Source organism: Flavobacterium sp. GP15 (assembly GCF_014281985.1).
GTDB lineage: Bacteria > Bacteroidota > Bacteroidia > Flavobacteriales > Flavobacteriaceae > Flavobacterium > Flavobacterium pygoscelis.
This window is the reverse complement of the sequence record NZ_JACFTC010000001.1, coordinates 447,038-461,162: the sequence shown is the minus strand read 5'-3', so window position 1 is coordinate 461,162 and position 14,125 is coordinate 447,038. Positions and strand designations below refer to the sequence as shown.

The 14,125-nt window shown below is 31.4% G+C and carries 11 protein-coding genes; 10 read left to right on the top strand and 1 reads right to left on the bottom strand.

The features are described 5' to 3' along the window. From H2650_RS02105 to H2650_RS02060, 10 genes are all read left to right on the top strand, one after another. Positions 1–2,361: a patatin-like phospholipase family protein gene (locus H2650_RS02105; protein WP_188049103.1), complete on the top strand. Its 2,361-nt coding sequence runs from the start codon at positions 1–3 to the stop codon at positions 2,359–2,361. 231 nt (positions 2,362–2,592) lie between these two features. Further along, positions 2,593–3,750 carry a homogentisate 1,2-dioxygenase gene (locus H2650_RS02100; RefSeq protein ID WP_188049102.1) on the top strand — a complete coding sequence of 386 codons (1,158 nt, stop codon included), beginning with the start codon at positions 2,593–2,595 and terminating at the stop codon, positions 3,748–3,750. A 119-nt stretch (positions 3,751–3,869) separates the two neighbouring features. After that, entirely contained in the window at positions 3,870–4,232 is a 363-nt protein-coding gene (locus H2650_RS02095) for a four helix bundle protein (RefSeq protein ID WP_188049101.1), read from the top strand. Between the two features lie 64 nt (positions 4,233–4,296). Then, positions 4,297–5,457 carry a 4-hydroxyphenylpyruvate dioxygenase gene (gene hppD / locus H2650_RS02090; RefSeq protein WP_188049100.1) on the top strand — a complete coding sequence of 387 codons (1,161 nt, stop codon included), beginning with the start codon at positions 4,297–4,299 and terminating at the stop codon, positions 5,455–5,457. Positions 5,458–5,754: 297 nt separating this feature from the next. Beyond that, positions 5,755–6,522: a DUF3108 domain-containing protein gene (locus H2650_RS02085; RefSeq protein WP_188049099.1), complete on the top strand. Its 768-nt coding sequence runs from the start codon at positions 5,755–5,757 to the stop codon at positions 6,520–6,522. 2 nt (positions 6,523–6,524) lie between these two features. Then, positions 6,525–7,460 (top strand): tryptophan 2,3-dioxygenase family protein, encoded by a 936-nt coding sequence (locus H2650_RS02080; RefSeq protein WP_188049098.1) that lies wholly within the window; start codon positions 6,525–6,527, stop codon positions 7,458–7,460. A gap of 18 nt (positions 7,461–7,478) precedes the next feature. Beyond that, on the top strand, positions 7,479–8,699 hold the full coding sequence (locus H2650_RS02075; RefSeq protein WP_188049097.1) for a peptidoglycan DD-metalloendopeptidase family protein: 1,221 nt from the start codon (positions 7,479–7,481) through the stop codon (positions 8,697–8,699). A 744-nt stretch (positions 8,700–9,443) separates the two neighbouring features. Next, positions 9,444–12,272 (top strand): TonB-dependent receptor domain-containing protein, encoded by a 2,829-nt coding sequence (locus H2650_RS02070; protein WP_188049096.1) that lies wholly within the window; start codon positions 9,444–9,446, stop codon positions 12,270–12,272. A gap of 102 nt (positions 12,273–12,374) precedes the next feature. Next, positions 12,375–12,812 (top strand): hypothetical protein, encoded by a 438-nt coding sequence (locus tag H2650_RS02065; protein ID WP_188049095.1) that lies wholly within the window; start codon positions 12,375–12,377, stop codon positions 12,810–12,812. Between the two features lie 84 nt (positions 12,813–12,896). Further along, positions 12,897–13,379 (top strand): septal ring lytic transglycosylase RlpA family protein, encoded by a 483-nt coding sequence (locus H2650_RS02060; protein ID WP_188049094.1) that lies wholly within the window; start codon positions 12,897–12,899, stop codon positions 13,377–13,379. Here H2650_RS02060 and H2650_RS02055 read toward each other — a convergent pair. Beyond that, positions 13,376–13,849 (bottom strand): CYTH domain-containing protein, encoded by a 474-nt coding sequence (locus tag H2650_RS02055; protein ID WP_188049093.1) that lies wholly within the window; start codon positions 13,847–13,849, stop codon positions 13,376–13,378. The two genes, H2650_RS02060 and H2650_RS02055, sit on opposite strands and share 4 nt — an antisense overlap. Positions 13,850–14,125 lie beyond the last annotated feature (276 nt).

Sequence of the window (14,125 nt, the reverse complement as noted above, 5' to 3'; positions counted from 1 at the left end):
ATGAGCCTTTTCCAGCTATTCGTTTCAAGCTCTCTGCAAAAAATCTTTTTTTCTAATACAAAAAAAGGAGCTTCTAGGGGCGCTCTTTTTTTTCAAGAAAAAATAGCTTTTTCAGCATCAAGGCTTTTTACTTCTATCTGGGGCTTAAATAGAATTTCTAAACAACTCGTATATTCTCTAATTACTATTTTTATTTTCTCCCAAATTACATTCGCACAAGAACAAAAAAAACCTAAAATAGGTTTGGTTTTGAGCGGAGGAGGGGCAAAAGGATTTGCACACATTGGAGTGCTTAAAGTACTAGAAGAGGCCGGAGTAAAAGTAGATTATATTGGAGGAACTAGCATGGGTGCGGTTATTGGCGGACTTTATGCCACCGGATACAATGCAGCTCAAATCGATTCGATATTTCAAGAAACCGATTTCAATAAGTTGATCAATGATTTTATTCCAAGATCTTCAAAAAATTTCTACGAAAGAAGAAATGAAGAGTTGTATGCGCTCGTTTTGCCTTTTAACAAATTTAAGATAGGAATTCCCGAAGCTTTGTCAAAAGGGATGTACAATTATAATTTATTGAGTAGAATTACCAGAAATGTTAGAGATATTAAGGATTTCAATCAGCTTCCCACACCTTTTTTATGTATTGGTACTAACATAGAAACGGGTAAAGAAGTGCTTTTGAATAAAGGAAACTTGGCGCAAGCAATGATTGCAAGTTCTGCATTTCCTTCGTTATTTTCTCCCGTAGAAATTGATGGGCAAATTTTAGTAGATGGTGGAGTAGTTAACAATTATCCTATTGAGGAGATTCGTAAATTGGGCGCAGATATTATCATAGGTGTAGATGTGCAAAACGATTTATTAGACAGAAATCAGCTAAAAGATGCTACCAAAATTTTGGTTCAGATTACTAATCTTCAATCCATAGAACGAATGAAGAAAAATGTAGCAGATACAGATGTTTATATAAAACCAGACATTACACAATATGGCGTTATTTCTTTTGATAAAGGAAAAGAAATTATTACCAAAGGAGAAGAGGCTGCTTTTGGAGTTTTTGAACAGTTGAGGCAATTGACAGATGAATCCAATCCGTATAAAAAACCAAGATTAATTCTCCGTTCGGATAGTTTGCAAATTAGAGCGATTAACACCAATCGTTTAGAAGATTATACAAAAGAGTACATCAGCGGGAAATTGCGTTTTAAGCCCAGAACAAATATCAGTTATAATGATTTGCTAAAAGGAATCAATAACATCAATGCAACACAAAACTTTAGTTCGATCTCGTATTCATTTGAACCCAATAAGGAAGGAGTCGATTTAAACCTTAGTTTAAAAGAAAACCCCACGAAAACGTATCTGAAATTTGGACTTCATTATGATAATTTATTCAAAAGTGGTGTATTAGTAAATTTGACTCGTAAAAAAGCACTTCTAAAAAATGATATAGCGTCATTAGATATTATTCTGGGAGATAATTTTCGCTATAATCTAGATTATTATATCGAAAATGGTTTTAATTTAAGCATTGGTTTTAAGTCTCATTACAATCAATTTAATAGAAACATAGGCAAAGAAATTAGTACTATTGCAGCAGCATCTCCTCTTTTAAATTCTATTAATGTTGATTTTTCAGATTTAACCAATCAATTGTATTTTCAATCTTTGTTTGTGCAAAAGTTTTTAGTGGGAGGTGGAGCAGAACTTAAGTTTTTAAAAATAAAATCAGAAACATTAGCCGATGTAAATCCTACAATTGATAAAAGTAGTTATTTAAGTCTTTTTGCTTACATGAAGTTTGATTCATTTGACAATAAATATTTTCCAAAAAAAGGATGGTATTTTTCGGGAGACCTACAATCTTATTTAATTTCGTCCGATTATGCGGGTAACTTTCAACCTTTTTCAATAGCCAAAGGTGATTTTGGTGTAGTTGCAACGGTATTTGATCATGCAACTGTAAAATTTCAAACTGATGCAGGTTTTTCCTTTGGACAAGAAAGTGTTCCTTACTTTAATTTTATATTAGGAGGCTATGGTTATAATCCTCTAAATGGGTTTAAATACCTTTACGGTTATGATTATTTAAGTATAGTGGCTAATAGTTATATCAAATCTACGGTTACATTAGATTATGAATTTTATAAAAAAAATCATGTCAATTTTTCTGCCAATTATGCAAACGCTGGAAATCGAATTTTTGAATCGGTAGAATGGGTTTCTTTTCCTAAATATTCAGGATATGCTGTGGGTTATGGTTTAGAAACCGTAATTGGTCCTATAGAGATCAAGTACTCTTGGTCTCCTGAACTTCCCAAAGGTTTTACTTGGTTTAGTATTGGGTTTATATTTTAAATTTAATTTATAATAAAAAAAATTCCGATATTTGTTATTATGAAAACAAGTTGGAACGGTTTATTGGGATATCTGCAATTTCTTATCAAAAGAAATCCTGAATAATATTTTATTTAAATAAGAAGGCACATTAGAGAATTCTAAAATTTTGTACGTACACTATTCTTGCTCATGTCTCCTTATTAATTGATCGAATTTAAGAATTGATAAATTTTCTAATCTCAAATAATCATGCCTATATACCACAAATTGGGGAGCTTTCCCCAAAAAAGACACACGCAATTTGAAAAACCAAATGGTGGTCTATATTACGAGCAGCTTTTTGGAACAGAGGGTTTTAACGGACATGCTTCTTTGTTGTATCATGTGCACAGACCCACTCAAATTAAAGAGATTGTAAAATCGTATTCTGTAGAACCCAAAATTGCTATCGGAAAAAACATAAAATCTTTATTATTAAAAGGTTTTGAACTAAAACCTGAAGACGATTTTTTAGACAGTCGAAAGGCTATGTTGCTTAATAAAGATTGTACCATAGGATTAGCAGCTCCAAGAAAATCACTGCGTGATTATTTCTATAAAAATGCCGATGCTGATGAAATGATTTTCATTCATAAGGGAAAAGGAAAATTACGTACCATGATGGGAAATATTCCTTTTGAATATGGTGATTATCTAATTATTCCTCGAGGTATGATTTATCAAATTGATTTTGAAACCGAAGAAAATAGACTTTTTTATGTCGAATCTTTCGCTCCTTTTTATACACCAAAACGCTATAAAAATGAATCAGGTCAGCATTTAGAACATTCCCCTTTTTGTGAACGTGATTTTATTTTGCCAACAGAATTAGAAACACATGATGAAAAAGGAGATTTTCTGATCAAAATAAAGAAAGAGGGTATGATGCATGAGGTTGTTTATGCAACACACCCTTTTGACGTGATAGGATGGGATGGTTATAATTTTCCTTACGGTTTTAGTATTCATAATTTTGAACCTATAACAGGAAGAGTTCACCAACCACCACCAGTTCATCAAACTTTCGAAACTTCGACTTTCGTCGTTTGTTCCTTCGTGCCAAGGTTGTACGATTATCATCCTAAATCAATTCCGGCACCTTACAATCATAGTAATATTGATAGTGACGAGGTTCTTTATTATGTAGATGGCGATTTTATGTCTCGTAATAATATCGAACAAGGTCATATAACATTGCATCCAAAAGGAATACCTCACGGACCAGCGCCTGGAGCAATGGAACGTAGTATTGGGCATAAAGAAACACAAGAATTAGCGGTAATGGTAGATACTTTTAGACCATTAATGGTTACTGAAGAAGCCATGGGAATAGATGATGGACAGTATTACAAATCTTGGGTAGAATAAGAAAAATTAGATAATTAGGTAACGTGAAAATTAGATAATTAATAATCGAGTGTACTAAATATTCTGTTTATAATAATTGACTAACTATCGGTATTGACTAATTATCTATCTTAAAAAACATGACTTTCAACGAAAAATATAAAGGTAATGCCCTTCTGGTTAAAACATTTGATTTCGCTTTGAGAATAATTGATTACACAGAAGCATTACAAGAAACAAAGAAGTTTGTAATTGCTAATCAATTACTTAAAAGTGGAACTTCAATAGGGGCGAATTCAAAAGAATCGCAAAATGCCGAAAGCAAAGCTGATTTTATACATAAGTTAAAAATAGCGATTAAAGAGGCGGACGAAACAGAATATTGGTTGTTTTTATGCCATGCTCATAAAGCTTATCCTGATTGTGAAATGCTTTTGAAGGATTTATCAGAAATTATACGAATATTAAATAAAATAATAGCAACAACAAAATTGAATAATTAGAAAATTGGTATATGTGAGTATCATCTAATTTTCTAATTGACCAATTATCTAATTAAAAGAAAATATGTCAAAAGAATTAAAATCAGTAGAATACGGACTAGAGAAAATATTTGAAGGAGCTCAAGATTTTCTTCCACTATTAGGAACAGATTACGTAGAGTTTTATGTAGGAAATGCGAAACAATCAGCACATTATTACAAAACTGCTTTTGGTTACCAATCATTAGCTTATGCTGGATTAGAAACGGGGGTAAAAGACAGAACTTCTTATGTGTTAAAACAAGATAAAATTCGTATCGTTTTGACAACGCCTTTAAATGAAAACTCTCCAATAAATGACCATTTAAGAAAACATGGTGACGGAGTAAAAGTTGCTGCTTTGTGGGTTGAAGATGCTACAAGTGCTTATGAAGAGACTATGAAGCGTGGAGCTCGTTCTTTTATGGAGCCAACTGTAGAGAAAGATGAATTTGGAGAAGTTGTTCGTTCAGGGATTTATACTTACGGAGAAACGGTTCATATTTTCGTAGAACGTAAGAATTATAAAGGTATCTTCTTGCCAGGTTACAAAGAATGGAAGTCAGATTACAACCCAGAGCCAACAGGATTAAAATATATTGACCACATGGTGGGTAATGTTGGGTGGAATGAAATGAATACTTGGGTAAAGTTTTATGAAGATGTCATGGGATTTGTTAATTTCCTTTCTTTTGATGACAAACAAATTAATACGGAATATTCTGCGTTGATGAGTAAAGTAATGTCTAATGGTAACGGAAGAATAAAGTTTCCAATTAACGAACCTGCAGAAGGAAAGAAGAAATCACAAATCGAAGAATATCTTGATTTTTACGGTGGACCTGGAATTCAGCACATCGCCATAGCAACAGATGATATTATTAAAACGGTGTCTCAACTAAAAGCTAGAGGTATAGAATTCCTATCTGCTCCTCCTCATACTTATTATCAAGCTATTCCAGAGCGCTTGGGGGATCACATGAAAATGATGAAAGAGGATTTAAATGAAATCGAAAAATTAGCGATCATGGTTGATGCTGATGAAGAAGGCTATTTATTACAAATTTTCACCAAACCAGTCCAAGATCGACCAACTTTGTTTTTTGAGATCATTCAAAGAATGGGAGCTAAAGGTTTTGGTGCGGGTAACTTTAAAGCACTTTTTGAGTCAATTGAGAGAGAACAGGAATTGCGTGGAACGCTATAGAAACACGTTATTTTTATATTATGTGAAATTTTAATCGATGAACGGTATGTTTTTTTGCATATATAGTGTTAAAGTATATTTTTAACTGATAATATTTAGGTTTGTTAACTACCTTTGCACTCGCAAAACTGGAAGGGGTGGTTTCCTTCCTAATTTGATATAAATTTCATAATTTATAGTTTTTTGGTTAGTTAATAGCATAAAAACTCAGTCATTATTTGACTGAGTTTTTTTGTTTTGATATATTTGGAACAAAATTTGCAGTTATAGGGTTATTAATCCGACATACAAAAAAAAATGAAAAAATTAATATTACTCTTAATTCTTATAACTACAGTAAGTTTTGATTCTCCTCAAGAGGATGCTTACGGCGTAGGTGAATATTTTAAATTTAGAATCCATTACGGTATAGTAAATGCTGGTTATGCAACTTTAGAGGTTAAAGATGCTACAGTAAATAACAAAAAATCGTTTCATGTTGTAGGGAAAGGCTACACAACTGGAATGTCTCGTTTTTTCTTTAAAGTAGATGATGTTTACGAAAGTTACATTGATAAAGAAACAGGGAATCCATATCAATATGTAAGGAATATTAATGAAGGTGGATATACCAAAAATCAAGAAGGCTTTTTTAATCAATCAACGAATAAAGTTCTTGTAAAGGATTACAAGCACAAGTCTGAAAAAACCTTAATGATTCCAAAAAACACTCAAGATATCTTATCTACTTTTTATTATTTAAGGAATCATCCTAATATTGATAAGTTAAAAATAAACGAAGCAATTGCCATTGATATGTTTTTCGATGATGAAACTACAAAATTTAAGCTAAAATTTATTGGACGAGAAAATATAACCACTAAATTTGGCGTTATGTCATGCATGGTTTTTAGACCTTTAGTGCAATCGGGACGAGTTTTTAAGGAACAAGAGAGTCTTACGGTTTGGATTTCAGATGATAACAATAAAATTCCACTTAGGATAAAAGCTAGTTTAGCAGTAGGATCAATCAAGGCAGATATTGAAGAGTATAAAGGTTTGAAGTATCCTTTTAAAACAAAATAAGAATGAGCGTTAACGAGAATTCAGAAGATTTATTAAAACAAATAGACCTAAAGTACCAAGCTATAAATCAAAAAACAGAGACCCAACTTGAGGGACTGCTTTGGTCTAAACCTATTACTTATTGGGATTACATACAAACAGATGCTTTATTAAATCTTCAAACTCAAAGAACAACGCTTCCTGATGAGATGGTTTTTATTATGTACCATCAAGTTAATGAATTGATTTTTAAAATGATACTTTGGGAGATGCAACAAATCTCTTATTGTAAAAATATTAAAACGGACTTCTTTACAGAGCGGTTGCTGCGTATCACACGTTATTTTGATATGCTAACAACCTCTTTTAGTATAATGGCTGACGGTATGGAAGTGGAGCAATACATGAAGTTTAGGAATACCTTGACGCCTGCAAGTGGTTTTCAAAGTGCACAATATAGATTGATCGAATTTTCTTCTACGGATCTTATAAATCTTATTGATCATCGCTTTAGGGCTTCTATTGATAGAACTACTAGTTATGAATTTGCTTTCGAACATTTGTATTGGCAAGCAGCAGGAAAAGATTATCACACGGGTAAAAAGTCATACTTGCTAGATGAGTTTGAAAAAAAATATAAAAAAAGCTTCCTAAATCATATGGAAGAATACAATACCATTAATATTTGGCAAAAATTTAAACAATTGCCAGAAGTAGATCAAAATGATCCGGCTCTAATTGCGGCAATGCGTCATTATGATCATACTGTAAATATTACTTGGGTGATGCAACATTTGAATACGGCAAAAAAATATATTGATAATAGCGGAAAAGGTGATGGTGAGGCAACAGGAGGAAGTGATTGGAAAAAATACATGCATCCAAAGTATCAGAGAAGAATTTTTTTTCCTGAATTATGGAGTAGTCATGAATTAGAAAATTGGGGAGTGGAAATGTAGACTGAAAAAAAAATAGGTTTGAAAAAAATATTGATAATTATAATAGTGTTGTTTTCTTTGGTTTCATGTGATAAAACAAAGGAAGTGGCAACAGAAAAAATAGTAAAACCAGTTCCTAAAAAAGTGGATTTTGGTTTTGTTTATGCCGATTTTAATGTTGTTCATGACACAATAAAAAAAGGAGATACTTTTGGAAATATTATTGAAAATCAAAATATCGGAGACCGAAGAGTTTATGATATTATTGCTGCCATAAAAGATACTCTTAATGTACAGTCAATACGGTTTAATAAGCCTTATACTTTGCTTCGTTCTAAAAATAAAAAACACAATCTTCAGGTTTTTATTTACCAACCTGATGCATTGACTTATTATGTAATCGATTTTCGCGATACTGCTGTAGTTGCTTATAAGAAAATAAAACCAGTTACAATTAAGAGAAGAACAATTGGTGGTGTTTTAAAGGAATCTTTATCTGAAACTCTTGGGAATGCTAAAATTGAGGGTGCTTTAGCAGGGAAAATTGCTAAAATATATGCCTATTCTATCGATTTTATGAAGCTTAAAAAAGGAGATCGTTTTGCAATTACGTTTACAGAACGATTTATAAATGACACCATTTATGATGGAGTAGAAGAAATGGAAGCTTCCTTTTTTGAATATAGAGGAAAAATAATTTATGCATTTCCTTTTGCTCAAAATCCCAATTCTGATAAGATTGATTATTATGATGAACAAGGTAAAACACTCAAGAATTTTTTTCTTAAATCGCCTATAAAATTTAGTAGAATATCTTCTAGATTTTCATCAAATCGTTTTCATCCCGTTCAGCATACATGGAAAGCGCATAAAGGAACGGATTACGCTGCTCCAAGAGGTACACCTATAACTACCACTGCAGCTGGAGTTGTGGAGCAAAGTGGTTTTACTGCAGGGAATGGTAACTTTGTAAAAGTGAAACACAATGGTACTTATTCTACACAATACCTGCACATGTCAAAAATTTTAGTAAAACGCGGACAGCGTGTTTCTCAAGGACAAGTTATCGGTTTAGTGGGTAGTACAGGTCTTGCCACAGGGCCACATGTATGCTATCGTTTTTGGAAAAATGGGGTTCAAGTTGATGCATTACGGTTAAAACTTCCTACCGGTGAACCGATGACGGGTAATAATAAAGCACGTTTTCTTGAAAAAATAAAACCTCTTAAATTTGAATTAGACAGTATAGCCAATTTATAATGCTATACAGAATGCTTTTTTAAATTAATTTTCAGAGTCTTTTTGATTAGCTTTCGTTCAAATAATTTTTATTCTACCTTGATATAACTCTATTGGTGTTTGTCATCAAATATAATTCAGTATTTCTTACTTTTTCAAATGAACACTGAAATGTATTTAGAGATGAAAAGCTCGTTAATCGAATTACTTCTATTAAAGTGAAAGCTCTTTTTTTATTATTGAACAATCTTCACAATAACAATCATTTCGTTTGACTGCAAGTAGAGAGTGTAAATTCCATTTAAATTGGATTAACATTTTATTTAATTTTCAATAAAAAGAATCCATAACTATACTATTCAATTATTAGCTGTGTTAGTAGATGAGGCTGAATTTAATGAAGTAGTAATTTTTTTTAAAGTTGTGTCTATAATTCAGCTATCAAAGAATAATGCTATCATTTTGATTTCTCTTTTTTTTATGACTTTTACACTTAAATTAGTATAATAAGTTCTTTAAATTCCTTTTTTTTAAGAACTAAGTGGTTTGTAACGTTTTTTGATTAATTTTTTTCTCTCGTTATTTCGCACATGATTAACTAAAAAACAATAACTAATTTAAAATTGTAATCTTTTTAATATATAATTGATATTAAATATTTTTTTTTGAATTTTTAACCCAAAAAAAAGCCTCATTCTTAACCTTATATTAACTTTTTAAACAAAAAATGTTATATTTTTGCCAAATATTATTAAACTAAAAAAAATGAAGACAATTAAAAATTGGTTAATGTCAGGATTGTTACTTTTAGTAGTTACTACAGCCTTTTCTCAGGGGAAAGTTACAGGAGTAATTACTGATGGTGAAGGTACTTTGCCTGGGGCTAATGTTGCTGTAAAAGGTTTGGCAACAGGAACTTCAACAGGTTTTGACGGGAAATTTTCTATTAATACTACAGCAAGTTCTGGAGAATTAGTTATTTCCTTTTTAGGTTTTGAAACTAAAACAGTGCGATTTTCAGTAGGATCTGGAGCTACTGTTAATTTAGGGACAATAGTTTTAAAATCTAATTCTAATGAATTAAGTGAAATAGTAGTAAAAAGCGGTGTAATTGATGTTGCTAAGGCAAGAAAAACGCCAGTTGCTGTTTCAACAATTAAAGCTGCTGAAATACAAGAAAAATTAGGAACACAAGAATTTCCTGAAATATTAAAAAACACTCCTTCAGTATATGTAACTAAATCTGGTGGTGGTTTTGGAGATTCTAGAATCAACATTCGTGGTTTTGATCAAAAAAACATTGCTGTAATGGTTAATGGTATGCCGGTTAATGATATGGAGAATAGTGCTGTGTATTGGAGTAACTGGGCTGGTTTGTCTGATGTTACTTCTGCTATGCAAGTTCAAAGAGGTTTAGGATCTTCTAAATTAGCTATTGCTTCTGTAGGAGGTACTATAAATGTAGTTACAAAAACATCTGATTTAAAAGAAGGTGGTTCTTTTGCTTCTTCATTTGGTAATGCAAATTATTTAAAAATCCAAGGTTCTTATAATACTGGGGTTATGAAAAATGGATTGTCAGCTTCTGTTTTATTGAGTGCTACTCAAGGAGACGGTTATGTTGATGGAACTCAATTTGAAGGACAAAATTATTTTATAGCTTTTGGTTATAAGCCAAATGATAAACATGATATTCAATTTACTTTTACAGGTGCTCCACAATGGCATAATCAAAGAAGTACTTCTATTTCTCTTGCAACTTACCTTAAATATGGGTCTAATGGAGAACCTAATACAAGATACAATTCAGATTGGGGTAATTTAGGTGGTGAAGAGTATAATATAAGAAGAAATTACTACCATAAACCTGTGGGTTCTATCAATTGGGATTGGAAAATTAATGAGACAACTAAATTGTCTACAATAGTTTACGGATCATGGGGTCGTGGTGCAGGAGCAAATGGTGTTGGTGGAATTAGAGGGTTGAATTATGTAAATGATGCTTTTAGAACTGCTAATGGTATAATTGATTATGATAAGATTCAAGCTTGGAATGCTGGTCAAACTATAATGATTAATGGTGTTCCACAAACAAGAGGTAAAGTTGGAACTGAATATCAAAATAGTTCAGATACAGGAAGTAAAAAAGTGGGTTCTGCTACTGTACTTAATAATACCTCTGGAATTTCGCAAGTTTCTTCTTTTAATTCACATGACTGGTATGGTGGTATTGTAAGTTTGAATAAAAAATTAACTGATGCTTTAACCTTAGATTTTGGTATTGATGCTAGAACTTATAAAGGAATTCATTATCAAACTTTAAATAATGCTTTAGGTGCTGATGTTTTTGTTGATAATGCTAATTTGAATTTTGCAAGCCCAGGAAGAAAACTTACTGAAACTTATTCTTTAAGTCCTTCTTTAAACCCATTTGCTGCTTCTAGTGTTAATGAAAAAATTGGATTTGACCAAGATGGAAAAGTAAATTGGTTGGGAGCTTTTACACAATTAGAATATTCATCAGATAAATTAACTGCTTTTGTTCAAGCTGCAGTTTCTCAACAAGGATTTAAGAGAGTAGATCGTTTTTTATATCCTGAATTCAAACAAAATACAACAACTCCTAATCCTGAATATGACTTAAGAGAAACGGATTTTGAGAATATCTTAGGAGGTAACGTAAAAGGGGGTGCAAACTACAATATCAACGAAAGTCACAATGTTTTTGTTAACGCTGGATATTATTCTAAGCAACCATTTTTTAATGCTGTTTATCCTAATAATAAATCAAAACTAAATGGAAATTTAGTGAACGAAAAAATTACTGGATTTGAAGCTGGATATGGTTTCCGTTCAAGTATTGTGAATATTAATGTAAATGTTTACAACACAAAGTGGGCTGATAGATACCAAAGAAGTTCTGATACTGGTAGTGATAATGTTGGTGGATATTTCGATTTCTCAGGAATCACTGAAATTCACTCTGGTATTGAATTTGAAGCTAATTCAAAAGTGACTGATAAATTCAAAGTTAATGGGATGTTTTCTATTGGAGATTGGAGATATAAAGGCAATAGTGTAAGTAATAGATACGATGTTTCAAATATTCCTGTTGCTGGTGGAACTGCAAAAACTTTATATTTAGACAAAGTAAAAGTGGGTGATGCAGCACAATTAACAGCTTCGGTTGGTGCTTCATACGAAGTGGTTACTAGAGTTACTGTTGATGCTAATTACAACTATAATGAGAATGTTTATGCTTCAATTTCTCCTGGGAATTTTGAATCTGCTACGAATAAAGGATCATTAAAAATACCTGCTTATGGTTTAATGGATGCTGGTTTTTCATACAAAATGTTAGTAGGTAAAGATAAAGATGATTCAGTAAGTTTTAGATTGAACGTGAATAACGTTTTAGATAAAATTTACATTGCTGAATCAAAAAGTAACATATTTGCTGATGACTTTATTTCTGGTTCTTCTGGACCAACTTATGCGTCTTCAGGAAGAACTTATAATGGTGTAGCTACTGCTAATAATGTTTACTTCGGTTTCGGAAGAACATGGAACTTTAGTTTGCGTTATAATTTTTAATTAAAAGTTAATTATTTAAAAAACGGCATTCACTTTATCAGTGAAATGCCGTTTTTTTTATGTCTTTTTTTCCTATATTTGTTTTAAACAAAAACTTAATTTATGTACAATTTTATTCAAAAATTTCATTCCGGTTGGGCTTATTTAGCGCTCTTATTATTAGTAATTGCAGTGGCAAATTCCTTAATTGGTTTATTTTCAAAAAAAGAATTTACTGCCAAAGATAGAAAGATTGCTATTTTTGCATTGATAGGAACGCATACACAATTATTAGTGGGTTTAATCTTGTATTTTGTATCTCAAAGAGGATTTAAACTTTTTGAAATGGGCGTTGGTGAAGTAATGAAAAACGCAGATTATAGATTGACCGCAGTAGAACATCCGTTAATTAATATAATTGCGATTACTCTAATTACAATAGGTTGGTCTAAACATAAAAAACTGGCAACTTCAGAATCAAAATTTAAAACTTTTTCTATTTTTTATACTTTAGGTTTGTTGCTTATTTTAAGTAGAATTCCTTGGTCTATGTGGTTGTAATAAAACTATTAAAAAAGCTCTAGAAATAGAGCTTTTTTATCTAGGTATAGTTTTTGTTTGATAGGTTTAACTAATAAAATATACATGAAAAAATCAATTACTTTATTTTTTTTGTTGGCAACAATTACTTTAGTTAGCGGGCAAAGCTCTGTTATTAATAAACAAAAAGTACCAGTTACAAAAGATTCTATTAAGAAGGCTAAAGTTGTTATAGAAATTCAAGAAAAAAAAATTGATTCTTTAGTTGCTGTTTTAGAAGTTTTTAAACCTTACAAGAAGCAAGCTCACGCTTCTTATTATGCGGATAAGTTTACTGGAAAAAAAACATCTAGCGGGAGTAGATTTGATAACAATAAATACACCGCAGCACATAAAAAACTTCCTTTTGGTACAAAAGTAAGAGTAACCAACGAAGTTAATGGTAAATCAGTTGTTGTAGAAGTTACCGATAGAGGTCCGTTTGTAAAATCAAGAGAGATCGATTTGTCAAAACGCGCTTTTATGGAAATTGCTTCTAATAAAGGTAGCGGAGGAATGCTTGTTACGATTGAAGTGATGGTAGACTAATGATTCCATTCTGAAAAGGGGTTTTTACTTAGATAAGCATTGTAATACCTAATATCACCCGTAACTTCAGCGCCAAGCCAATTTGGTTTTTCAAAAGCATCATTCTCTGATTGAAGTTCAATTTCAGCTATAATTAAGCCTTCATTGTTCCCGTGAAATACATCAATTTCATATAGATGTTCTCCCATTTTTACTTCATAACGAGTTTTGTCAATTACACCTTTCTCGCATAGATCTAAAAGTTTTGTGGCTTCCTGAACTGGCATTTCTTTCTCCCATTCAAATCGTGACAACCCAGATTCATTAGAAGCGCCTTTAATTGTTAAGAAACCTTTGTTGCCTTTTATTCTAACTCGAACTGTACGATCAGGAACAGAACTTAGATAGCCTTGGGCAATATGATTTTGTTTAAAAGAAACCTCTTTAAAAGAATTATTTTTGACTAAAAACTTTCTTTCTATTTCAATCATTTTTATCGGTGTTATTTTTTCTCCTATGTTTTAATTTTTTGCAAAACTGTATAAAGAAGAGGGATATTTTGTTGTTTATTTTAATCAAATATTCTTCTCAATTTATTAGAATATTTGTTTTTTGGTATTTATAATCACTTACCAAAGGTATTAAATATTTTAAAGTTTCATTATGGTAGGTTTTAATTGAAATTATTTGAAAATAGAATTTATAAAAACTTTTAGGTATAGTTTTTTTTTAATCTGTTTAGAAGTTGAAGTAAAAAGTGCTTTATT